We start from the raw sequence: 22,980 nt of genomic DNA, 5'->3' as shown, positions 1-22,980 counted from the left end.
TTGCCGCGATGTAACATTGCCGTGCCCAATATTCCCATAACGATACCTGCAAAGCGCGCAATGAATAAAACCCGTCAACAAGAGTTAACCCGCTGGTTAAAACAGCAAAGTATTATCTCCCGTCGCTGGTTGATGATTTCCCGCCTGCTTGGCGTGGCAAGCGGTCTGCTGATCGTCGCGCAGGCCTGGTTCCTGGCGCGGATCCTGCACCGGATGGTGATGGAAAATATTCCGGCAACCGCCCTGCTGCTGCCGCTGACGCTGCTGGTACTGGTCTTTGTGCTGCGCGCCTGGGTGGTCTGGCTGCGTGAGCGGGTTGGTTTTCAGGCCGGGCAGCATATCCGCTATGAAATTCGCCGTCAGGTTCTCGACCGCCTCCAGCAGGCGGGCCCCGCCTGGATCCAGGGCAAACCGGCCGGCAGTTGGGCAACGCTTATCCTTGAGCAGATCGATGATATGCACGATTATTATGCGCGCTACCTGCCCCAGATGACGCTGGCGGCCTGCGTGCCGCTGCTGATCGTTATCACTATTTTCCCGATTAACTGGGCCGCCGCATTGATCCTCCTCGGCACCGCCCCGCTGATCCCGCTTTTCATGGCGCTGGTCGGGATGGGCGCCGCCGATGCCAACCGGCGTAACTTCCAGGCGCTGGCCCGCCTGAGCGGCCATTTCCTCGATCGCCTGCGCGGCATGGAAACCCTGCGTATTTTTCACCGCGGTCAGGCAGAAATCGATAATATTCGCGACGCCTCGCAGGATTTTCGCCAACGCACCATGGAAGTCCTGCGTCTGGCCTTCCTCTCCTCCGGGGTGCTGGAGTTTTTCACCTCCCTCTCCATTGCGCTGGTGGCGGTCTATTTTGGCTTCTCTTACCTTGGCGAGCTGAACTTCGGCCACTATGGCGCGGGCGTCACGCTGATGGCAGGCTTCCTGACGCTGATCCTCGCTCCGGAATTTTTCCAGCCGTTACGTGACCTGGGCACTTTCTACCATGCCAAAGCCCAGGCCGTGGGCGCCGCAGACAGCCTGAAAACGTTTATGGAAACCCCATTGACCCAGGTGGAGCGCGGCGAAAAAACCTTAAATGATAACGATCTGATTGGCGTGGAAGCGCGCGATCTGGTGATCAAATCTCCGGAAGGTAAAGTCCTGGCCGGGCCGCTTAACTTTTCACTGCCTGCTGGCGCACGCGTTGTGCTGGTGGGTCAGAGCGGCTCCGGGAAAAGTTCGCTGCTGAACACACTGCTCGGCTTTTTGCCCTACGAGGGCTCGCTGAAGGTGAACGGCGCAGAGCTGCGCGAACTGGACGCCGATCGCTGGCGCCGCCTGTTAAGCTGGGTGGGACAGAATCCTCAACTACCTGCCGCCACGCTGCGGGAAAATGTGCTGCTGGCATGGCCCGAAGCCAGCGATGCCCAGCTTCGGCTGGCGCTGGACAAGGCCTGGGTCAGTGAGTTTATCGCCCTGTTGCCGGACGGGATCCATACCGCCGTGGGCGATCAGGCGGGTCGTCTGTCGGTAGGTCAGGCGCAGCGTATCGCGGTTGCTCGCGCGCTGTTGGTGCCCTGCCGCCTGCTGTTGCTGGATGAACCCGCCGCCAGCCTCGACGCCCATAGCGAACAACGGGTGATGCAGGCCCTGACCCATGCCTCCACCGAGCAAACCACGCTGCTGGTCACCCACCAGCTCGAGGGACTGGCTGACTGGGATTCCGTCTGGGTCATGCAGGACGGACAGATTATCGAGCAAGGCGACTACGCCACGCTGGCCCGTGCCGGTGGGGTCTTCTCGGCGCTGCTGGCCCATCGTCAGGAGGAGATTTAAATGCGCGCACTTTTACCCTATCTGGCGCTCTATAAACGCCATAAATGGATGCTGCTGCTCGGCGTCGTGCTGGCCATCGTGACTCTGCTGGCCAGCATCGGCCTGCTGACGCTCTCCGGCTGGTTCCTCTCCGCCTCAGCGGTGGTGGGTGTCGCCGGGATCTACAGTTTTAACTATATGCTGCCTGCCGCGGGCGTCCGCGGCGCGGCGATTATCCGTACCGCCGGGCGCTACTTCGAGCGTCTGGTCAGTCATGACGCGACCTTCCGCGTGCTGCAGCATCTGCGCGTCTTCACCTTCAGCAAACTACTCCCCCTCTCTCCCGCGGGGCTGGCGCGCTTTCGCCAGGGTGAACTGCTCAACCGGGTGGTGGCCGATGTCGATACCCTGGATCATCTCTACCTGCGGGTGATTTCACCGCTGGTCGGCGCGCTGGTGGTGATTGTAGTGGTCACCTGCGGATTAAGCCTGCTCGACGTTACCCTTGCGCTGACGCTCGGCGGCATTATGCTGGTCACCCTGCTGGTTATGCCGCCGCTGTTCTATCGCGCAGGTAAACCAGCCGGCGAAAGTATGACGCAGTTGCGCGGCCAGTATCGCCAACAGCTCACTGCCTGGCTACAGGGCCAGGCAGAGCTGATGGTGTTTAACGCCAGCGACCGCTACCGCGCGCAAATGGAAAAGACCGAGCTCAGCTGGCAGGACGCACAGCGCCGTCAGGCCGAGCTGACCGCGCTTTCGCAGGCAGTAATGCTGTTAATCGGCGGCATCGCCGTGGTGGCCATGCTCTGGCTGGCGTCCGCCGGCATCGGGGGTAACAGCCAGACAGGGGCGCTGATCGCGCTGTTTGTTTTCTGCGCCCTGGCGGCCTTCGAAGCCCTGGCGCCAGTCACTGGCGCTTTCCAGCATTTAGGTCAGGTGATCGCCTCCGCACGGCGGATTTCGCAGATCACCGACCAGCAGCCGGAGGTCACTTTCGTCGAGGGTGAAGCCAGCGTGCCTGCGCAGGTGGCCTTAACCTTCAGGCAGGTTACCTTCCGCTATCCGCACCAGCCCTCCCCCGCCCTGGAGAATATCTCCCTGCAGATTGCCGCCGGAGAGCATATCGCCATTCTTGGCCGGACCGGCTGCGGAAAGTCTACGCTGTTGCAACTCCTCACCCGGGCCTGGGATCCAACGCGGGGAGAGATTTTGCTCAACGACCAGCCGCTGTCCCAGCTCAGCGAAGCCACCCTGCGCCAGACGATGAGCGTGGTGCCGCAGCGCGTCCACCTGTTCAGCGCTACGCTGCGCGACAACCTGCTGCTGGCGGCGCCAGACGCTGACGATACCGCGCTCTGCGCGACCCTCGAGAAAGTGGGGCTGGAAAAACTGCTGGAAGATGGCGGACTGAACAGCTGGCTGGGGGAAGGCGGGCGCCAGCTATCCGGCGGCGAACTGCGCCGGCTGGCGATTGCCCGCGCACTGCTCCACGATGCGCCGCTGATGCTGCTCGATGAGCCGACAGAAGGCCTGGATGCGGCCACCGAAAGCCAGATCCTGCATCTTCTGGCGGAAGTGATGCGCGAGAAAACCGTGCTGATGGTGACTCACCGCCTGCGGGGCCTGGCGCGTTTTAATCAGATAATAGTCATGGACAACGGCCAGATAATTGAGCAAGGTAGTCACGCGGATCTGCTCGCTAAACAGGGCCGGTACTTCCAGTTTAAACAGCGTCTGTAGGCTATTATCTAATTTTTGCTGATGCGTATTGAGGTTAAAATGCGTCTGGTTCAGCTCTCCCGGCATTCTATCGCCTTCCCTTCCCCGGAAGGCGCCCTCCGTGAACCTAACGGCCTGCTGGCGCTCGGCGGCGATCTGAGCCCGGCACGTCTGCTGATGGCCTATCAGCGCGGTATTTTCCCCTGGTTTTCTCCGGGCGACCCGATCCTCTGGTGGTCGCCCGATCCCCGGGCGGTGCTCTGGCCGGAACAGTTTCATCTCAGCCGCAGCATGAAGCGTTTTCATCAGCGTTCGCCTTATCGCGTCACGCTGAATCATGCCTTTGGTGAGGTCATTGAAGGCTGCGCCAGCGATCGTGACGAAGGCACCTGGATAACCAGCAGTATCGTTCGCGCCTATCACCAACTCCATGAGCTGGGCCATGCCCATTCCATTGAAGTCTGGCAAGAGAATACGCTGGTAGGTGGAATGTACGGCGTGGCGCAGGGGGCGCTGTTTTGCGGCGAATCGATGTTCAGCCGGGCAGAAAATGCCTCCAAAACCGCGCTGCTGGTATTCTGTCAGGCTTTTACGCAGAGTGGTGGTAAATTAATCGACTGCCAGGTACTGAACAACCATACCGCCTCATTAGGCGCGGTGGATATTCCCCGCCGCGATTATCTTGACTACCTGTCAGTATTACGCGGCTACCGCCTGCCCGAGCTATTTTGGGTGCCGCGGGTGCTATTTCCGGGCGCGCAATAAAAATGTTTTCAGCACATTTTGCGTCAGGATGGTATAATTGCGCGGTAGAGTAGCTTCTGCCTGTTGCCCCGCCGCCGTTTGGGAATAATAAGAGTCAGATAACGCCCATCGTTCTGTCACTCCCCTTTACGTTTGCGCCTGTCACGCGGCATAGCCGTGTGTGTTCCGGGCAATGCGCCAAAACTACTTCGGCGATTCATACCCGTCATATATCCGTTGCCGGTGTGCTGACTGCGCACCTTGCGGCAAGGCGAATGATTCAGGGTAGATACGTAAAACTTTACTTACATGATGAACTTCGGCATTATCTTGCCGGTTCAAAACTACGGTAGTGATACCCCAGAGGACTAGATGGCCAAAGAAGACAATATTGAAATGCAGGGCACCGTACTTGAAACGTTGCCTAACACTATGTTCCGCGTAGAACTGGAAAACGGTCACGTGGTAACTGCGCATATTTCCGGTAAAATGCGTAAAAACTACATCCGCATTCTGACGGGCGACAAAGTGACTGTTGAGCTGACCCCGTACGACCTGAGCAAAGGCCGCATTGTCTTCCGTAGTCGCTGATTGTTTTCGCCCTTAAGGCGTCAGATGCTGAAGGCCGGGATAATTCCCGGTCTTTTCATATCTGCCGCCGGCAAAAAAAAACCGGCCCAGGGCCGGTTTTTACGTTGAAGACATCGCTTTAGTGGGCGGCTTCCGGTTTGTGCTTCTGCGCGCTCTGGAAATCGTAGGTCAGCGCATTCTTCGCGCTGTCCAGAGACACTGTCACCTGGCCACCATCGACCAGCGAGCCGAACAGCAGCTCGTTCGCCAGCGGCTTTTTCAGGTTGTCCTGAATGACGCGTCCCATTGGACGTGCACCCATCGCCCGGTCGTAACCTTTCTCCGCCAGCCAGTCGCGCGCTTCCTGACTGACTTCCAGGGAGACGCCTTTCTGGTCCAGCTGGACCTGCAGCTCGACGATAAACTTGTCGACAACCTGATGGATCACCGTGGTAGAGAGATGATCGAACCAGATAATGTTGTCGAGGCGGTTACGGAACTCCGGCGTAAAGATCTTCTTGATCTCATCCATTGCATCCGGACTGTTGTCCTGCTGAATAAGGCCAATCGATTTACGCTCAGTTTCCCGCACCCCGGCGTTAGTGGTCATCACCAGCACCACGTTGCGGAAGTCCGCTTTACGCCCGTTGTTATCGGTCAGCGTACCGTTATCCATCACCTGCAGCAGCAGGTTGAACACATCCGGATGCGCTTTTTCGATCTCATCAAGCAGCAGCACCGCGTGCGGATGTTTAATCACCGCATCGGTCAGCAGCCCGCCCTGATCGAAGCCAACGTAGCCCGGAGGCGCCCCGATTAAACGGCTGACGGTATGACGTTCCATATATTCGGACATGTCAAAACGCAGCAGCTCAATACCCAGCGCCTTCGCCAGCTGCACGGTCACTTCGGTTTTCCCGACCCCGGTAGGCCCGGCGAACAGGAATGACCCAACCGGCTTGTGCTCATGGCCCAGCCCGGCGCGCGCCATTTTGATGGCTTCGGTCAGCGCCTCAATGGCTTTATCCTGACCGAAGACCAGCATTTTCAGACGGTCGCCAAGGTTTTTCAGCGTATCGCGATCGCTCTGGGAGACGCTCTTCTCAGGGATCCGCGCAATCCGCGCCACCACTGACTCGATATCCGCCACATTGACCGTTTTCTTACGCTTGCTGACCGGCATTAAGCGCGCCCGCGCGCCCGCTTCGTCAATGACGTCAATTGCCTTATCCGGCAGATGACGATCGTTAATGTATTTTACCGCCAGCTCAACCGCCGCACGCACCGCCTTAGCGGTATAACGCACGTCATGGTGCGCTTCGTACTTCGGCTTCAGGCCGTTGATAATCTGCACCGTCTCTTCCACCGACGGTTCGGTGATATCGATCTTCTGGAAACGACGGGCCAGCGCACGATCTTTCTCAAAGATGTTGCTGAACTCCTGGTAGGTGGTGGAGCCGATCACCCGGATCTTGCCGCTGGAAAGCAGCGGTTTAATCAGGTTAGCCGCATCGACCTGGCCGCCAGAAGCCGCCCCCGCACCGATAATGGTGTGGATTTCATCAATAAACAGGATGCTGTTGGTATCCTGCTCCAGCTGTTTGAGCAACGCTTTGAAACGTTTTTCAAAATCGCCACGATATTTGGTCCCTGCCAGCAAAGAGCCAATGTCGAGCGAGTAGATGGTGCAGTCGGCCATCACTTCCGGCACATCGCCCTGCACAATGCGCCAGGCAAGGCCTTCGGCGATCGCAGTTTTACCGACGCCGGATTCACCCACCAGCAATGGGTTATTTTTACGGCGACGGCACAGGACCTGAATCGCACGCTCCAGCTCTTTTTCACGGCCGATCAGGGGATCAATGCCGCCGACGCGAGCAAGCTGATTGAGGTTGGTGGTGAAGTTTTCCATACGTTCCTCCCCGCCGGCTTGCTCTTCATTGCCAGGCTGGCTTCCGCTGTTATCGGAAGACTGGCTCGGCTCGTCTTTGCGTGTACCATGAGAAATGAAGTTCACCACATCGAGTCGGCTGACTTCATGTTTACGCAGCAGGTAAGCGGCCTGCGACTCCTGCTCGCTGAAAATGGCCACCAGTACGTTGGCGCCGGTCACTTCGCTGCGGCCAGAAGATTGCACGTGGAAGACGGCGCGCTGCAGCACACGCTGGAAGCTCAGCGTCGGCTGGGTGTCGCGCTCTTCTTCCGTGGCTGGCAGGACGGGTGTGGTTTGTTCGATGAAGGCTTCAAGTTCCTGACGCAATGCCACCAGGTCCACTGAACACGCTTCCAGGGCCTCACGGGCCGAGGGGTTGCTTAGCAGAGCCAGCAGCAAGTGCTCGACGGTCATAAACTCATGACGGTGCTCGCGCGCTCTGGCGAAAGCCATATTTAAACTGAGTTCCAGTTCTTGATTGAGCATAGGCACCTCCCCCAATTTTCATGCCTGTATTCAGGCTTTTTCCAGCGTACACAGCAATGGATGCTCGTTCTCCCTCGCGTACTGATTCACCATAGCGACTTTGGTCTCCGCCACTTCCGCGGTAAACACGCCACAAATCGCCTTACCTTCATAGTGAACCGTGAGCATCAGTTGCGTTGCACGTTCAACATCATAAGAAAAGAATTTTTGTAACACGTCAATAACAAACTCCATTGGAGTGTAGTCATCATTGACTAATATCACTTTATACATAGATGGCGGTTTAATCGCATCACGAACTTCGTCGTCAACCAGGTGCTCGAAGTCCAGCCAATCTCTCTTACTCATCGTCAGTGTTCATCATCGGTTGCTGTTGCCAACAGGCGGAGGCCTGTCGATGACCAGAGGTTATGCTCATCACAAATCTACAACAGATCATAGATAACTATCATCTATCGCTTCTATCCGCGACGGCTGTCACATTCCCCGGCAATAGCGTTAACTGCTTCAAATTTTGACGCATTTTTCGCCGTTCCCCCTCCTCAATCGCTTGACGCGTTTTCGTATTTCTCTAAATTGTAGTGGCGAGAGTTGGCGAGCAATTGAACAACTCGTCACTCCACCACCGGTTCATTCCATCTTACTTATAAAGATTTACGAAGGATGTCGAAGTATGGAAATGGGTACTGTTAAGTGGTTCAACAATGCCAAAGGGTTCGGTTTTATCTGCCCTGAGGGCGGCGGCGAAGACATTTTCGCCCATTACTCCACCATCCAGATGGATGGTTACAGAACGCTAAAAGCCGGACAAGCCGTTCGGTTTGATGTTCACCAGGGGCCAAAAGGCAACCACGCCAGCGTGATCGTCCCTGTGGAAGCGGAAACGGCTGCATAACTCTTTTGCTTCATTGTGTACATCCTGCTAATAAAATGCCAGTCCTTCTGACTGGCATTTTTATTTCTATTCGCGTGCCAGCGCATCCACCGGATCGAGCCGTGCCGCGTTGCGCGCTGGCAGCCAACCAAACAGCACCCCGGTCAACGTCGAACAGAGAAAAGCCGTTAGCAGAGCCAGCGGGGAAAAACCGATCTCCCAGCCGGGCAGAAACAGCTGCAGAATAAATGCGATCATCAGCGATAACGTGACCCCCAGCGCGCCACCGACCAGGCAAACCAGCACCGCTTCGATGAGAAACTGCTGCAGTACATCGCTGGCCCGCGCGCCAACCGCCATGCGGATGCCGATTTCGCGCGTCCGTTCGGTCACCGACACCAGCATAATATTCATTACACCAATACCGCCAACCACCAGGGCAATCACCGCCACCAATGTCAGGAACAGCTGTAAGGTATGTGTGGTCCTTTCTGCGGTTTTCAAGATGCTGTCCATATTCCAGGTGAATACATCTTTTTTACCATGCCGCAGCTCCAGTAGACGCAGCAGCTGTTTCTCCGCGGTTTCACTGTCATAACCTTCATGAACGCGTACCGTAATGGAGTTCAGCCACGACTGGCCCATCACTCTTCCCGCCATGGTGGTGTAAGGCAACCAGACGCGGAGAATTTTACTGCTGCCAAACATTGACTGTTTTTCATCCGCGACGCCGATCACCGTGGCCGGCATATTGCCCACCAGAATCACCTCGCCCACCACTTTCGCTTTATTGGGAAACAGCTGGCGACGGGTATTGCTGTCGAGCACTACCACCTGCGCCCGACTGTTGAGCTGCAGTTCATTAAAGGTATTGCCTTCGCTGAAGGTCATGCCGTAAACATTAAAGTACTGCGGCCCGACCCCCTCCGCGCTGGCGGCAACGTCAATATTGTTGGCGCGCAGGCGCAGGCTTTTCGATACCGCCGGCGTGGCGGAACGCACCCATGGCTGTTTCTGGATCGCCAGCAAATCGTCATACTTCAGCGCCTGCTGATAACGCGGGTCGTCATCGCCAAAATCCTTTCCGGGATAGACATCGATGGTATTGGTGCCGATAGCGCGAATATCCGCCAGCACCATCTGCTTGGCGGCATCACCGACCACCACGATCGATACCACCGACGCAATACCGATAATAATGCCGAGCATGGTCAGCAGGGTACGCATTTTATTCGCCGCCATCGCCCGCCACGCCATGACCAGCGCTTCGCGAAAGCCACTGGTAAACTGGTTCCGCCTGCTGACGGGCGCGCAGCCCACCGTCCTGGCGGCTGCCGGGCGGATTGCGGACGATCTCGCCATCGCGGATCTCAATGATCCGTTCCGCCTGGGCCGCGACCTGCGGATCGTGGGTGACAATGATGACCGTATGGCCCTGAGCTTTGAGCTGATGCAGGATCGCCATCACCTCTTCGCCGGAATGGCTGTCCAGCGCGCCGGTCGGTTCATCCGCCAGAATCACTTCCCCGCCGTTCATCAGCGCACGGGCGATACTCACCCGCTGCTGCTGGCCGCCGGACAGTTGCGACGGCTGATAGTCAGCCCGATCGCCAAGCCCCAGACGCACCAGCAGATCATGGGCGCGCGCCAGGCGTGCCCGTCGCTCGCTGCCAGCATACACCGCAGGCACTTCAACGTTCTGCGCGGCGGTAAGATGTGACAGCAAGTGGTAGCGTTGAAAGATAAAACCAAAGTGTTCCCGCCGCAGCCGAGCCAGCGCATCGCCATTCAACTGCGCGATATCGGTTCCCGCCACCCGGTAGGTGCCGCTGGTCGGTTTGTCGAGACAGCCGAGAATATTCATCAGCGTCGATTTGCCCGAGCCGGAGGCACCCACGATCGCCACCATCTCCCCCGCATTGATGCTGAGGGTGATCCCCTTCAGTACCTCAACGCTGCCGTCGCCGGAAGGGTAGCTGCGACGAATATCACGCAGCTCAAGCAGCGCCGTCATTTTGCCGCCCCGCTCGCGCTCTCGCCGACGATCACTTCATCTCCCTCATCCAGCCCCTGCACCACCGCGACGTCGGTATCGTTGCGGGCGCCAATGGCAACCTCACGCTCTTTTACCTCGCCGGTGCGCAACAACCGGACGTGATAGCGGTTATCACCCACCGCGTCACCCAGGGCGCTCAGCGGGATGGTAATCACGTTTTTCACCTCGGCCAGCTGGATATGCACCTGCGCGGTCATGTCGAGACGCAGGATGCCCTGCGGATTCGGCACCTCGAAGCGGGCATAGTAGAAGATGGCGTCATTGACTTTTTCCGGCGTCGGCAAAATGTCTTTCAGCGTGCCTTCATAGCGAGTCAGCGGATCCCCCAGCACGGTAAACCACGCCTTTTGCCCCGGTCTGAGGTGGATGACATCCGCTTCAGAGACCTGCGCTTTGACCAGCATGGTGCTGAGATCCGCCAGCGTCAGAATGTTCGGCGCCTGCTGGGCGGCGATCACCGTCTGTCCCTGCAGGGTGGTAATTTGCGTCACTTCGCCAGCCATCGGCGCCAGGATCCGCGTGTAGTCGAGGTTGGTCTTCGCGGTGTCGAGCGTCGCCTGGTTACGCTTGATTTGCGCTTCAATAGTGCCGATCTGCGCTTGTTTCACCGCCAGATCGGTGGCCGCGGTATCAAGGTCCTGTCGCGAGACCAGCTGGCGCTGCGCCAGCTGCTGCTGACGGGCCAGAGTCACCTGCGCCAGTTTGCTCTCCGCGCGCGCCTGATTGAGCTGGGCACGCAGTTCCATCAGCGTCGCTTCAACCTCTTTAATTTGGTTTTGCGCCTGCTCCGGATCGATAACCCCCAGCAACTGGTCCTTTTTGACCTTATCGCCGATATTGACGTGCAGCGTTTTCAGCTGTCCGCTGACCTGGGCGCCGACGTCAACTTTCCGCAGGGCATCCAGCTTACCGGTGGCCAGCACGCTCTGCTGGAGGTCACCTTTGCGCACCACCAGCGTCTGGTAGTTCGGCAGCGGCGCATTCAGGATCCGCCATCCCCAGACGGCCAGACCCAGCACAACGATCGCTAACAACCACCAGATTGTCCTGCGTTTTCCCTTCACTTTCATTATCCGATTCCTGCTGTTTCCCTGCCGCTCCAGACGGTGATTCTATCCAAACCCGTCGACAACAGAACACCCATTTTTAACGTTGCTTACGTTTTGTTTAGCTACCGGAGAGCTTTGCGCCAGCCCTACGGCGCAGGTTAATCTGCACGACCACGAGCCAGCCACAGTACCCGCGAGAACATTTTCTTTAACAGCGTCGGCACCGCGTCCACCCCGCGTCGGCCGGCCTCCATCGCCACCTCAATCGCCAGGTCGGGCTTGGATGAACGATGGATGGCCTTGGTGATCACCCGCCGCATATTCATAGGGACATTATCCGGGATCTGCGCCACCCGGTGATAAACGTCATCAAATCCCTGGCGATACATAAAGTGCTCCATATCCATCGCTGGCAGGCTCGTCAAATGGTCACGCTCCAGCTCGCGATCGTTATTCAGCAGGCCGAGCACGGTGGCGGCATATTTTTTCCCCGCCTCATCGCCATCCACCAGCACGTGCCACTGGATCCCCATCCGGCGGGCAAATTTGATCAGTGGTTTAAGGCCTGACTGGGCGAACTCGATCACCTTCACGCCCTCGGCATCAAAATGATGGCCACACTGGCGGGCCAGTTCGTTGATAACCCAGGTCTCCGTCTCCCCTTCCACCAGCAGCCAACAGCGGGCGAAGAGCGATGAGGCGCGATTGAAGCGAATATGGAAGGCGATACGCCGGCTGTCTTCGGCATTCATTCCGCCGGGTCCCAGCCGCCATGCCGACACCCTCGACGACTCACGAACCAGTCGACAGACCTGCTCCACCGGCGTCAGGGACAACAGCTCCCCGGAGTTGGTGGTGGTCACGCGCTGCAGCGGCAATAAATTCAGCAGGTGCCAGGCGACAGAGAGCATAATCGGATGCAAACGCGTCTCCGGATCTTCAATCAGCAACAGCGGCCGCGCGTCGCGATCGAGGCGCACCGTCCCTTTTGCCTGCAGGAGGGTGGAAAACAGCCCCAGCAGAATCACCCGATGGCTGCGCCCGCCGGGTTTATCGATCATCCGGTTGATAATATCCAGATAGCGCCAGCTGCGCTGCTCATCATGGGAGCGCCGCCGCATCAGACGATGCCGTGTCTGGGCGCTGCTTTGCTCGGCAAAGTAATGCTCCAGCAGTTGCACCATGGCCGACAACCCCTCGCGGATCTGACCGTCCGATAAATTTTGCGGATGGCTGACCAGCTCCCGGGAGAGAAAATCGAGCTGGCGGGCGGTGATCTCTATCTGCGGCGAATGCGGTACCGTCCCGTTATGGATGCGCCGCATAAAGCGCGCGTCGCGCAGGCGCAGCACCGGCATCAGACGCACCAGGTGTCTGGCCAGATCATCAATATCCTCAACCGCCAGCGCTTCGCCTTCGCCATCGATAAAGCTCCGCAGGGTCATCACGCTGTCGTCATCGGCGAGCTCACCTTCCAGACGGTAGAACACCCGATGATAACCATCGTCACAAGGTACCCAGCAGCGCTGAAGCGGACGAAAACGCCGGACCCGATGGCGGCCCGGTTCGGTTTCGCGGAAGGTCAGGATAATATGCAAATGGTGCTCGCGCCCCTGGATGTCGCCCGGGGGAAACCAGAAGTCATCGCGTACAAAGTGATAAAGATCGAACTCAGGGGACAAAAGCAGGGTCAGCGCATCAAGCAGACTGGACTTCCCCCACGCGTTCTCCCCGATCAGGACGTTATTTTGCTCCAGCATCAACGACAAACGATTGATACCGCGAAAACCGACGATTTCTACGCGCTCAAGAAGCATATCCCCTCCGCTAAACCACCACTCTCCTTCAGTAATCAACAGTATAGCGAGGGCAGCGGCAAGATGACACTCTGCTTAATCGCATCGGCGCATCATATTCAGCAGATTAAATATATTCATAAAATTACTCACTTATCGCCTATTACCGGCTGTTGATTATTCATCAAACAAAATAGTTTTATTTCAGGCGTTATGATCTACACTATTGATAATCTTCCACGGATATAAGGAAAGACTACACTGGCAAACGGAATCCCTTCACCTTGCCCTAAATCAAATAATATCAATATATTTAACTGGCTCTGGGATGGCGATTATCTCTAGAATAACGCCGCTTTATTTTTATCGTCATCCCTTATCACGATAAATAAAGACCGGCACGGTCCACTCGTGCGCGTATACATTTTAATTGAGGTGGTTATGTTCAGAAAATTAGCAGCAGAATGCTTCGGCACTTTCTGGCTTGTATTTGGTGGCTGCGGTAGCGCCGTGCTTGCCGCAGCCTTCCCTGAGCTCGGTATTGGTTTTGCCGGCGTCGCGCTGGCATTTGGCTTAACGGTATTAACCATGGCATTTGCGGTCGGCCATATTTCCGGGGGGCATTTCAACCCGGCGGTGACCCTGGGCCTGTGGGCCGGCGGCCGTTTCCCGGCGAAAGAAGTCATTGGCTATATTATCGCTCAGGTGGTCGGCGGCATTATTGCCGCGGCGGTGCTTTACGTGGTGGCCAGCGGTAAAGCCGGCTTTGATGCCGCCGCCAGCGGATTTGCCTCCAATGGCTATGGCGAACACTCCCCGGGCGGCTTCTCCATGCTGTCGGCTATCGTCATTGAAATTGTCCTGACCTGTGGCTTCCTGCTGGTTATCCATGGCGCGACCGATAAACATGCCCCGGCGGGCTTTGCCCCCATCGCTATCGGCCTGGCGCTGACCCTCATCCATTTGATCAGCATTCCGGTTACCAACACCTCGGTCAACCCGGCGCGCAGCACCGCGGTAGCGATTTTCCAGGGCGGCTGGGCTCTGCAGCAGCTGTGGCTGTTCTGGGTCATGCCGATCGTCGGCGGGATCCTCGGCGGCGTGCTGTATCGCACCCTGCTGGAAAAACGTGATTAATCCTTTGTAAAGCCCGGGTTTCCGGGCTTTTTCTTTCTGGTGGCAGCTTTACTCGGCCCGGTGATTTGGGTAGTGTCATGGGCGCTATTCTCATTATGCAAGGGCTGCATCGTTCATGTTATCGGGACTCTTCATCATTCTGTTGCCGCTGGTTGTCGGCTATCTGGTGCCACTTCGTCAACCCTCCGCGCTAAAACTGATTAACCGGATGCTCAGCTGGATTGTCTATGTCATCCTTTTCTTTATGGGGATCAGCCTGGCATTCCTCGACAATCTGGCAAGCAACCTGCTGGCCATATTGCATTACGCTGCAGTGAGCGTGGTCATCATTTTACTGTGTAATATTGCCGCCCTGTTGTGGCTGGAAAGTAAAATGCCATGGCGCAGTCAGCATCGGCAGGAGAAATTACCTTCGCGCCTGGCCATGGCCCTGGAATCGCTGCAGCTGTGCGGCGTGGTCGTGCTCGGTTTTCTGCTCGGCCTGACCGGCCTGTCTTTTTTACAGCACTCGACCGAAGCCAGCGAATATACGCTGATCTTTCTCCTGTTCCTCGTCGGTATTCAATTACGCAATAATGGAATGAGTCTGCGACAAATAGTCCTTAACCGTCGGGGAATGATCGTCGCCATGGTGGTTATGGCCAGTTCATTACTTGGCGGGATACTTAACGCCTTTATTCTCGGTCTGCCGTTAAAGACCGGTCTGGCGATGGCGAGCGGTTTCGGCTGGTATTCGCTCTCCGGTATTTTACTCACTGAATCCTTTGGCCCGGTGATCGGCAGCGCGGCGTTCTTTAACGATCTGTGTCGCGAGCTGCTGGCTATCATGTTAATTCCGGGCCTTGTTCGCCGCAGCCGCTCCACAGCGCTGGGGCTGTGCGGCGCCACTTCGATGGACTTCACCTTACCGGTACTCCAGCGTTCCGGCGGCGTCGAGATTGTTCCTGCCGCTATCGTGCACGGTTTTCTGCTTAGCCTGCTGGTCCCGATCCTGATCGCCTTTTTTACCGCCTGAATACCCGCTGGCGGCAGACTTACTGCCGCCAAATTTGCGCTAAATCAATCTCCCTTTAAGTTGTATCAGAAATGCCTTTTCACCTTGTGCCATGCGGCATAACCTTAAACATGTATATTAAATATAACTTTAAAGGTGTGACCATGTTTTGTGTGCAATGTGAACAAACCATTCGTACCCCAGCCGGCAACGGCTGCTCTTACGCGCAGGGGATGTGCGGTAAAACAGCGGAAACCTCCGATCTGCAGGATCTGCTGATTGCATCACTGCAAGGCCTGTCCGCCTGGGCGCTCAAGGCCCGCGAATATGGCATTATCGATCATGAGGTCGACAGCTTTGCCCCCCGCGCCTTCTTCTCCACCCTGACCAACGTCAACTTCGATTCTCCGCGTATCGTCGGCTACGCCCGCCAGGCGATTGCCCTGCGTGAAGCGCTGAAAGCGCAGTGCCAGAACCTCGACGCCAGCGCCGCGGTTGATAACCCGGTAGCCGATTTACACCTGGTCAGCGACGATCTGGGTGACCTGCAGCGTCAGGCGGCAGACTATGCCCCAAATAAAGATAAAGCCGCCATCGGCGAGAATATTCTCGGTCTGCGTCTGCTGTGCCTGTACGGCCTGAAAGGCGCGGCGGCCTATATGGAGCACGCCCACGTACTCGGCCAGTACGACAACGCGATTTATGCCCAGTACCATAAAATCATGGCATGGCTGGGAACCTGGCCGGCGGATATGAACGCGCTGCTGGAATGTTCGATGGAAATCGGCCAGATGAACTTCCAGGTGATGAGCATCCTTGACGCTGGTGAAACCACTAAATATGGCCACCCGACGCCGACTCAGGTGAACGTTAAAGCCACCGAAGGGAAGTGCATCCTGATCTCCGGCCATGATCTGAAAGATCTGTATAACCTGCTTGAGCAGACGGAAGGCACCGGCGTTAACGTCTATACCCACGGCGAAATGCTGCCGGCGCACGGCTATCCGGAGCTGCGTAAATTCAAACATCTGATCGGCAACTACGGCAGCGGCTGGCAAAACCAGCAAGTGGAATTCGCCCGCTTCCCGGGCCCTATCGTGATGACCTCGAACTGCATCATCGACCCCACCGTCGGCGCCTACGACGACCGCATCTGGACCCGCAGCATCGTCGGCTGGCCGGGCGTGAACCATCTGGAAGGTGAAGACTTCGCCCCGGTTATCACCCAGGCGCAGCAGATGGCGGGCTTCCCGTACAGCGAAATCCCGCATCTGATCACCGTCGGCTTTGGCCGTCAGACCCTGCTTGGCGCGGCGGATACGCTGATCGATCTGGTCAGCCGTGAAAAACTGCGCCATATCTTCCTCGTCGGCGGCTGCGACGGCGCCCGCGGGGAGCGTAACTACTTCACCGATTTCGCCACCAGCGTGCCGGATGACTGCCTGATCCTGACCCTGGCCTGCGGTAAATACCGCTTTAACAAGCTGGACTTCGGCGATATCGAAGGTCTGCCGCGTCTGGTCGACGCCGGGCAGTGCAACGATGCCTACTCGGCAATTATTCTCGCGGTTACGCTGGCGGAAAAACTGGGCTGCGGTGTTAACGACCTACCGCTGTCGCTGGTGCTCTCCTGGTTCGAACAGAAAGCGATCGTCATCCTGCTGACGCTGCTGTCGCTGGGGGTGAAAAACATCGTCACCGGCCCGACGGCGCCTGGCTTCTTCACCCCGGATCTGCTGGCGATCCTCAATGAGAAGTTTGGACTGCGTTCCGTGACCACCGTGGAACAAGATATGCAGCAGCTGCTGAGCGCTTAAGGAGTCCCTGATGACCATGCAAACCTCCCAGTGCCCGTGGCGGATGCAGGTTCACCACATTCACCAGGAAACCCCGGACGTGTGGACCCTTTCGCTGCTGTGCCACGATTACTATCCGTACCGCGCCGGCCAGTATGCCCTGGTCAGCGTGCGTCACTCGGCGGAAACGCTGCGCGCCTATACCCTTTCCTCCACGCCGGGGGTCAGCGAGTACATTACGCTGACCGTTCGCCGTATTGACGAGGGCGCGGGTTCGCAGTGGTTGACCCGCGAGGTCAAACGCGGCGATTACCTTTGGCTGTCCGATGCGATGGGCGAGTTTACCTGCGACGATAAAGCGGAAGATAAATTCCTGCTGCTGGCCGCCGGCTGCGGCGTAACGCCGATAATGTCGATGCGTCGCTGGCTGGCGAAGTATCGACCGCAGGCCGACGTGCAGGTGATCTATAGCGTGCGTTCGCCGGAGGATGTGATCTTTGCCGAGGAGTGGCGCCAGTATCCGGTCACCCTGGTGGCAGAGCACCATGCCACTCATGGCTTTGTCGCCGGCCGTCTGACCCGGGAGCTGCTGCAGAGCGTGCCGGATTTAGCCAGCCGCACCGTGATGACCTGCGGCCCGGCGCCTTATATGGAGAAGGTCGAGCAAGATGTTGCCGCCCTGGGCGTCACACGCTTCTTTAAGGAGAAGTTCTTCACCCCGGTGGCGGAAGCCGCGACCAGTGGACTGAAATTTACCAAACTGCAGCCGGCGCGCGAGTTTTACGCGCCGGTGGGCACCACACTGCTTGATGCGCTAGAGAGCAATAAAGTGCCGGTGACCGTCGCCTGCCGCGCCGGCGTCTGCGGCTGCTGTAAAACCAAAGTGGTTTCCGGGAAGTACAGCGTCACCAGCACCATGACGTTAACCGACGCCGAAATCGCCGACGGCTATGTGCTGGCCTGCTCCTGCCATCCGCAGAGCGATCTGGTTCTCGCCTGAGGTCAAAATCCCCGGTGGCGCTACCGCTTACCGGGGCTACAGCGCTGTGCGATTGGGTAGCCCGGAGAAGGCGCAATGCGCCGCCTCCGGGAAAATCCCGGGCGATAATAAACGCTCAGGCGACATGAGATAAACATTTTCTCATACTGAAAAAGTTGCAAACCGGCAACAGTATCGACTTTACGCCCCAGGACGAATGAGGCATTTTTACCGCCAGGCCGACTGGCCGGCCAGCGAATAACGCCCTGCGCCGAGTAGCGCAATCGCCAGCGCGCCAACAAAGAAATAGACCAGGTTCTCGATCGCCCACGCCCCCACTGCATCAAGCGCAAACGTCTTGCCGAGACCGACCATCAGCCACGCCACCACCATGGTGAACGCCAGCACCAGCGCCGCCGGGCGGGTCAGGACGCCGAGAATTAACAAGCAGGGAGCGACCACTTCCCCCACCAGCACACCGTAGGCGATAAACCCCGGCAACCCCTTCGCCACCAGCATGCCGCTGATCCCGCCCACGCCGTCCAGCAGCTTGTGCAGACCGTGAAACAGCATTAACCCGCCGACGGCGAGTCGTAACAAGAGTTTACCGGCGTCGTCATGCGACAGCGTTTTATTTACTGCGTTTAACATTCCCTTAACCATCTGATGTGCTTCCTGTTTTACATCCTGTGAGATCCCTGAGTATGCACAATTTTTCAGCAATAAAACCAGCAAAAAATAAGGGACAATCAGCAACGTAACCTGCAGTTTCATCTAAGCTTGAAGGCGTTATCACAAAAAGGAGATGGAGATCATGAAACAAACCGTGGCCGCATACATTGCCAAAACGCTGGAACAGGCCAGCGTGAAACGTATCTGGGGCGTCACCGGAGATTCCCTCAATGGATTGAGCGATAGTCTGAACCGCATGGGCACCATCGACTGGATGCCCACCCGGCACGAAGAGGTGGCTGCTTTCGCCGCTGGCGCCGAGGCGCAGCTGACCGGCGAACTGGCGGTCTGCGCCGGCTCCTGCGGGCCGGGCAACCTGCATCTGATTAACGGTCTGTTTGACTGTCATCGTAACCATGTGCCGGTGCTGGCCATTGCCGCCCACATCCCCTCCAGCGAAATCGGCAGCGGCTATTTTCAGGAGACCCATCCCCAGGAGCTGTTCCGCGAATGCAGCCACTACTGCGAGTTGGTCTCCACCCCGGAACAGATTCCGCAGGTGCTGGCCATCGCCATGCGTAAAGCGGTGATTAACCGCGGCGTCTCGGTAGTGGTGCTGCCCGGCGACGTGGCGCTGAAGGCTGCCCCGGAGAGCGCCAGCAGCCACTGGTATCATGCGCCGTTGCCGACGGTCACTCCGGCGGAAGAAGAACTGCGCAAGCTGGCGCAGCTTATTCGCTACTCCAGCAATATCGCGCTCATGTGCGGCAGCGGCTGCGCCGGCGCTCATCAGGAGCTGGTGGAGTTCGCGGCCAAAATTAAAGCCCCCATCGTCCACGCCCTGCGCGGCAAAGAGCACGTGGAGTACGACAATCCGTACGATGTCGGCATGACCGGGCTGATTGGCTTCTCCTCTGGCTTCCACACCATGATGAACGCCGATACCCTGATCCTGCTGGGCACCCAGTTCCCCTATCGCGCCTTCTATCCAACCGACGCCAAAATTATTCAGATCGACATTAACCCCGGCAGCATCGGCGCCCACAGTAAGGTCGATATGGCGCTGGTGGGCGATATTAAATCGACGCTAAAAGCGCTGCTGCCGCTGCTGGAAGAGAAAACCGATCGCCACTTCCTCGATAAGGCGCTGGAGCACTATCGCGACGCGCGAAAAGGGCTCGACGATCTGGCAAAACCCAGCGATAAGGCAATCCACCCGCAATATCTGGCACAGCAGATCAGCCATTTTGCCGATGAAGACGCCATTTTCACCTGCGATGTCGGCACCCCCACCGTCTGGGCGGCACGCTACCTCAAAATGAACGGCAAACGCCGCCTTCTGGGCTCGTTCAACCACGGCTCAATGGCCAACGCCATGCCGCAGGCCATTGGCGCCCAGGCTACTGCCCCGGAGCGGCAGGTAGTGGCCATGTGCGGCGACGGCGGGTTCAGCATGCTGATGGGCGATTTTCTGTCGCTGGCGCAGATGAAGCTGCCGGTGAAAATTGTCATCTTTAACAACAGCGTGCTGGGCTTCGTGGCGATGGAGATGAAGGCCGGGGGCTATCTCACCGACGGTACGGAGCTCCACGATACCAACTTCGCCCGCATCGCCGAGGCCTGCGGTATCAAAGGTATACGCGTTGAAAAAGCCTCCGAGGTGGATGAAGCGCTGCAGACCGCCTTCCGCACCGACGGTCCGGTGCTGGTCGACGTCGTCGTCGCCAAAGAGGAGCTGGCTATCCCGCCGCAGATCAAGCTGGAGCAGGCGAAAGGCTTTAGCCTGTATATGCTGCGGGCGATCATCAGCGGGCGCGGCGATGAGGTCATCGAACTGGCGAAAACCAACTGGCTCAGGTAAAACAGAAGCAATACGTTGAACCAGACCAAGGAAAAGCCGTGATCGATTTACGCAGTGATACCGTTACCCGTCCCGGGCGCGCCATGCTGGAGGCCATGATGGCCGCCCCGGTCGGGGACGATGTGTATGGCGACGACCCTACCGTCAATGAACTGCAGCGCTATGCCGCCGACCTCGCGGGCAAAGAGGCGGCGCTGTTTCTGCCCACTGGCACCCAGGCCAACCTCGTTGGCCTGCTCAGCCACTGTCAGCGCGGCGAAGAGTATATCGTCGGCCAGGGGGCGCACAACTATCTGTACGAAGCCGGCGGCGCGGCAGTACTCGGCAGTATTCAGCCACAGCCGATTGACGCCGCGGCGGATGGTTCGCTGCCGCTGGATAAAGTGGCGGCGAAAATCAAACCCGACGATATCCATTTTGCCCCCACCCGCCTGCTGAGCCTGGAAAACACCCACAACGGTAAGGTGCTGCCGCGCGACTATCTGCAGGAAGCCTGGGCGTTTACCCGCCAGCGCGACCTGGCGCTGCACGTCGACGGCGCGCGTATCTTTAACGCCGTAGTGGCCTACGGCTGCGAACTGCGTGATATCGCTCAGTACTGCGACTCCTTCACCATCTGCCTGTCAAAGGGGCTTGGCGCCCCGGTAGGCTCGCTATTGCTGGGCAGCGAGGCGTACATTCGCCGTGCTATCCGCTGGCGGAAAATGGTTGGCGGCGGCATGCGCCAGGCGGGCATACTGGCCGCTGCCGGGCTGTACGCGCTGAAAAATAACGTACAGCGCCTGCAGGAGGATCATGACAACGCCGCGTGGATGGCGGAGCAGCTTCGCGCCATCGGCGCCGACGTCACCCGCCATGATACCAACATGCTGTTTGTGCGCGTTGGCGAAGCGCAGGCCCCGGCGCTCGGCGAGTTTATGCAGGCGCGCGGCGTGTTGATTAACGCCTCTCCTGTTGTCCGTCTGGTCACTCACCTGGATGTCAACCGTCAGCAGCTGAGCGAGGTGGTCGCTCACTGGCAGGCTTTTTTACAGCGCTAAGGAGTCAGGCGTGTCGCAATCGGTTCTGGTGCTCGGCGCCAGCGGCTATATTGGCCAGCATTTGGTGCGCGAGTTAAGCGCGCGGGGTTATCCAGTGCTGGCGGCGGCACGCCATATCGACCGACTGCAAAAGCTCGATTTGCCCGGCGTTACCTGCCGGTCAGTCGATCTTAATCAGCCGCAGGCTCTGCCTGCACTGCTCGCCGGCATCGATACCCTTTATTATCTGGTACACGGTATGGGCGAAGGCGGCGATTTTATCGCCCATGAACGCCGGGTGGCCACGCATGTGCGCGATGCCCTGCGTCAGTCGTCAGTGCGCCAGGTGATATTTCTCAGTTCGCTGCAGGCCCCGGTGCAGGAACAATCTGACCATCTGCGCGCCCGCCAGGTGACCGGTGAGGTCCTGCGTGAGTCGGGCGTGCCGGTGACCGAACTGCGGGCCGGGATTATCGTCGGCGCCGGCTCTGCCGCCTTCGAGGTGATGCGCGATATGGTTTATAACCTGCCAGTGCTCACTCCCCCGCGCTGGGTACGCTCGCGTACCACCCCTGTCGCCCTGGAAAATCTGCTCTTTGACCTGGTTGAGCTGCTGAATCATCCGTCCAACGCGCATCGCGTCTTCGAAGCCGCCGGTCCGGAGGTGTTAAGCTATCAGCAGCAGTTTATCCACTTTATGGCCGTCAGCGGTAAACATCGCCCGCTCATTCCCATTCCCCTGCCGACGCGCTGGATCTCAGTGTGGTTTCTTAACGTTATCACCTCGGTGCCGCCTACCATCGCCAGGGCGCTGATTCAGGGGCTGAAGCACGATCTGATCGCCGACGACCGGGCGCTGCGAGCGCTGATCCCGCAAACGCTGATCCCCTTCGATCAGGCGGTTCGCCGCACGCTGAAAGAAGAAGAGCAGCTGGTAAACTCCAGCGACTGGGGCTACGACGCCCAGGCTTTCGCCCGCTGGCGACCGGAGTACGGCTACTTTCCGAAACAGGCTGGCTGCACCGTCACCACCCAGGCGAGCCGCCAGGCCTTGTGGCAGGTCGTTAACCAAATCGGTGGTAAAGAGGGGTATTTTTTCGGCAATCTGCTGTGGAAAACCCGTGGTGCGATGGACCTGCTGGTCGGCCATCGGTTAGCCAAAGGACGGCCGCAGCGCGACTATCTGCAAACCGGCGATACGGTCGACAGCTGGAAGGTAATTATCGTGGAGGAAGAAAAACAGCTCACCCTGCTGTTCGGTATGAAAGCGCCGGGGCTGGGCCGGTTAAGCTTTACGATAAACGATAAAGGCGACCATCGCGAACTGGACGTGCGCGCCTGGTGGCACCCGCACGGTATGCCCGGACTGATCTACTGGCTGCTGATGATCCCGGCGCACCTGTTTATTTTCCGCGGTATGGCGCAACGCATCGCCCGGCTGGCCGAACAAATCTCAGGCAGAGACCAAGGATAAGCATTATTCTTT

Annotated in this window: 17 protein-coding genes and 1 pseudogene; 12 read left to right on the top strand and 6 right to left on the bottom strand. The window is 58.1% G+C overall.

All coding sequences use genetic code 11. The features are described from left to right. Positions 1-60 precede the first annotated feature (60 nt). The 4 genes from cydD to infA all read left to right on the top strand — a co-directional run bounded on the left by cydD (position 61) and on the right by infA (position 4,863). The gene (gene cydD / locus A1WC_RS17450) at positions 61-1,827 is read left to right on the top strand and encodes a heme ABC transporter permease/ATP-binding protein CydD (RefSeq protein ID WP_016160560.1); all 1,767 of its coding nucleotides are present in this window, start codon (positions 61-63) and stop codon (positions 1,825-1,827) included. Beyond that, positions 1,828-3,549 carry a heme ABC transporter ATP-binding protein/permease CydC gene (gene cydC / locus A1WC_RS17455; protein ID WP_016160559.1) on the top strand — a complete coding sequence of 574 codons (1,722 nt, stop codon included), beginning with the start codon at positions 1,828-1,830 and terminating at the stop codon, positions 3,547-3,549. Between the two features lie 39 nt (positions 3,550-3,588). Continuing rightward, positions 3,589-4,293, top strand: coding sequence for a leucyl/phenylalanyl-tRNA--protein transferase (gene aat / locus A1WC_RS17460; protein ID WP_008805841.1), 705 nt, complete (start codon positions 3,589-3,591; stop codon positions 4,291-4,293). A 351-nt stretch (positions 4,294-4,644) separates the two neighbouring features. Further along, a complete protein-coding gene (infA, locus tag A1WC_RS17465) occupies positions 4,645-4,863 on the top strand; it encodes a translation initiation factor IF-1 (RefSeq protein ID WP_001040187.1) in 219 nt (72 codons plus the stop codon). Positions 4,864-4,981: 118 nt separating this feature from the next. Here the strand turns inward: infA and clpA are convergent, their stop codons facing one another. Together clpA and clpS are read right to left on the bottom strand one after the other, a co-directional pair. Further along, positions 4,982-7,261 (bottom strand): ATP-dependent Clp protease ATP-binding subunit ClpA, encoded by a 2,280-nt coding sequence (clpA, locus tag A1WC_RS17470; RefSeq protein ID WP_012542332.1) that lies wholly within the window; start codon positions 7,259-7,261, stop codon positions 4,982-4,984. Between the two features lie 30 nt (positions 7,262-7,291). Further along, positions 7,292-7,609: an ATP-dependent Clp protease adapter ClpS gene (gene clpS, locus A1WC_RS17475; RefSeq protein WP_002896520.1), complete on the bottom strand. Its 318-nt coding sequence runs from the start codon at positions 7,607-7,609 to the stop codon at positions 7,292-7,294. Positions 7,610-7,934: 325 nt separating this feature from the next. On the opposite strand from clpS, the gene cspD reads away from it, so the two are divergent. Further along, a complete protein-coding gene (gene cspD / locus A1WC_RS17480) occupies positions 7,935-8,156 on the top strand; it encodes a cold shock-like protein CspD (protein WP_002896516.1) in 222 nt (73 codons plus the stop codon). Positions 8,157-8,222: 66 nt separating this feature from the next. Here the strand turns inward: cspD and macB are convergent. From macB to A1WC_RS17490, 3 genes and pseudogenes are all read right to left on the bottom strand, one after another. Continuing rightward, positions 8,223-10,149, bottom strand: a pseudogene (gene macB / locus A1WC_RS27425) (macrolide ABC transporter ATP-binding protein/permease MacB). Continuing rightward, positions 10,146-11,261 (bottom strand): macrolide transporter subunit MacA, encoded by a 1,116-nt coding sequence (gene macA, locus A1WC_RS17485; protein ID WP_008805838.1) that lies wholly within the window; start codon positions 11,259-11,261, stop codon positions 10,146-10,148. The pseudogene macB and the gene macA overlap by 4 nt, the downstream one beginning before the upstream one ends. 137 nt (positions 11,262-11,398) lie before the next feature. Then, entirely contained in the window at positions 11,399-13,057 is a 1,659-nt protein-coding gene (locus A1WC_RS17490; protein ID WP_008805837.1) for an ATP-dependent endonuclease, read from the bottom strand. A gap of 420 nt (positions 13,058-13,477) precedes the next feature. Here A1WC_RS17490 and aqpZ point away from each other — a divergent pair, with 420 nt between their 5' ends. From aqpZ to hcr, 4 genes are all read left to right on the top strand, one after another. Beyond that, the gene (aqpZ, locus tag A1WC_RS17495; RefSeq protein ID WP_002896434.1) at positions 13,478-14,173 is read left to right on the top strand and encodes an aquaporin Z; all 696 of its coding nucleotides are present in this window, start codon (positions 13,478-13,480) and stop codon (positions 14,171-14,173) included. Positions 14,174-14,288: 115 nt separating this feature from the next. Continuing rightward, positions 14,289-15,188, top strand: coding sequence for a lysine exporter LysO family protein (locus A1WC_RS17500; protein WP_016160556.1), 900 nt, complete (start codon positions 14,289-14,291; stop codon positions 15,186-15,188). A 143-nt stretch (positions 15,189-15,331) separates the two neighbouring features. Beyond that, the gene (hcp, locus tag A1WC_RS17505; RefSeq protein WP_012968625.1) at positions 15,332-16,984 is read left to right on the top strand and encodes a hydroxylamine reductase; all 1,653 of its coding nucleotides are present in this window, start codon (positions 15,332-15,334) and stop codon (positions 16,982-16,984) included. Between the two features lie 10 nt (positions 16,985-16,994). Beyond that, complete coding sequence (gene hcr, locus A1WC_RS17510; RefSeq protein WP_016160555.1) at positions 16,995-17,963, top strand: NADH oxidoreductase; 969 nt, start codon at positions 16,995-16,997, stop codon at positions 17,961-17,963. Positions 17,964-18,170: 207 nt separating this feature from the next. Here the strand turns inward: hcr and A1WC_RS17515 are convergent, their stop codons facing one another. Further along, the gene (locus tag A1WC_RS17515) at positions 18,171-18,605 is read right to left on the bottom strand and encodes a DoxX family protein (RefSeq protein WP_016160554.1); all 435 of its coding nucleotides are present in this window, start codon (positions 18,603-18,605) and stop codon (positions 18,171-18,173) included. A gap of 151 nt (positions 18,606-18,756) precedes the next feature. Here A1WC_RS17515 and poxB point away from each other — a divergent pair, with 151 nt between their 5' ends. From poxB to A1WC_RS17530, 3 genes are read left to right on the top strand one after another with little or no spacing between them, the layout of a single operon-like run. Continuing rightward, entirely contained in the window at positions 18,757-20,475 is a 1,719-nt protein-coding gene (gene poxB / locus A1WC_RS17520) for a ubiquinone-dependent pyruvate dehydrogenase (RefSeq protein ID WP_016160553.1), read from the top strand. A 38-nt stretch (positions 20,476-20,513) separates the two neighbouring features. Next, on the top strand, positions 20,514-21,515 hold the full coding sequence (gene ltaE, locus A1WC_RS17525) for a low-specificity L-threonine aldolase (RefSeq protein ID WP_012542339.1): 1,002 nt from the start codon (positions 20,514-20,516) through the stop codon (positions 21,513-21,515). Between the two features lie 10 nt (positions 21,516-21,525). Next, positions 21,526-22,968, top strand: coding sequence for an SDR family oxidoreductase (locus A1WC_RS17530; RefSeq protein ID WP_016160552.1), 1,443 nt, complete (start codon positions 21,526-21,528; stop codon positions 22,966-22,968). Positions 22,969-22,980 lie beyond the last annotated feature (12 nt).

This window comes from Klebsiella sp. KTE92 (assembly GCF_000398905.1).
GTDB lineage: Bacteria > Pseudomonadota > Gammaproteobacteria > Enterobacterales > Enterobacteriaceae > Klebsiella > Klebsiella variicola.
Note: the sequence above shows the minus strand (reverse complement) of the source record. Positions and strands in the feature narration are given on the sequence as shown.

What these genes read in the sequence shown, in the direction of transcription:
- aqpZ (WP_002896434.1), top strand. Translation starts at nt 13,478, where the DNA reads ATGTTCAGAAAATTAGCAGCAGAATGCTTCGGCACTTTCTGGCTTGTA.
- A1WC_RS17500 (WP_016160556.1), top strand. Translation starts at nt 14,289, where the DNA reads ATGTTATCGGGACTCTTCATCATTCTGTTGCCGCTGGTTGTCGGCTAT.
- cspD (WP_002896516.1), top strand. Translation starts at nt 7,935, where the DNA reads ATGGAAATGGGTACTGTTAAGTGGTTCAACAATGCCAAAGGGTTCGGT.
- A1WC_RS17515 (WP_016160554.1), bottom strand. Translation starts at nt 18,605, where the DNA reads ATGGTTAAGGGAATGTTAAACGCAGTAAATAAAACGCTGTCGCATGAC.
- hcr (WP_016160555.1), top strand. Translation starts at nt 16,995, where the DNA reads ATGACCATGCAAACCTCCCAGTGCCCGTGGCGGATGCAGGTTCACCAC.
- cydD (WP_016160560.1), top strand. Translation starts at nt 61, where the DNA reads ATGAATAAAACCCGTCAACAAGAGTTAACCCGCTGGTTAAAACAGCAA.
- clpS (WP_002896520.1), bottom strand. Translation starts at nt 7,609, where the DNA reads ATGAGTAAGAGAGATTGGCTGGACTTCGAGCACCTGGTTGACGACGAA.
- infA (WP_001040187.1), top strand. Translation starts at nt 4,645, where the DNA reads ATGGCCAAAGAAGACAATATTGAAATGCAGGGCACCGTACTTGAAACG.
- cydC (WP_016160559.1), top strand. Translation starts at nt 1,828, where the DNA reads ATGCGCGCACTTTTACCCTATCTGGCGCTCTATAAACGCCATAAATGG.
- poxB (WP_016160553.1), top strand. Translation starts at nt 18,757, where the DNA reads ATGAAACAAACCGTGGCCGCATACATTGCCAAAACGCTGGAACAGGCC.
- hcp (WP_012968625.1), top strand. Translation starts at nt 15,332, where the DNA reads ATGTTTTGTGTGCAATGTGAACAAACCATTCGTACCCCAGCCGGCAAC.
- macA (WP_008805838.1), bottom strand. Translation starts at nt 11,261, where the DNA reads ATGAAAGTGAAGGGAAAACGCAGGACAATCTGGTGGTTGTTAGCGATC.
- A1WC_RS17490 (WP_008805837.1), bottom strand. Translation starts at nt 13,057, where the DNA reads ATGCTTCTTGAGCGCGTAGAAATCGTCGGTTTTCGCGGTATCAATCGT.
- aat (WP_008805841.1), top strand. Translation starts at nt 3,589, where the DNA reads ATGCGTCTGGTTCAGCTCTCCCGGCATTCTATCGCCTTCCCTTCCCCG.
- clpA (WP_012542332.1), bottom strand. Translation starts at nt 7,261, where the DNA reads ATGCTCAATCAAGAACTGGAACTCAGTTTAAATATGGCTTTCGCCAGA.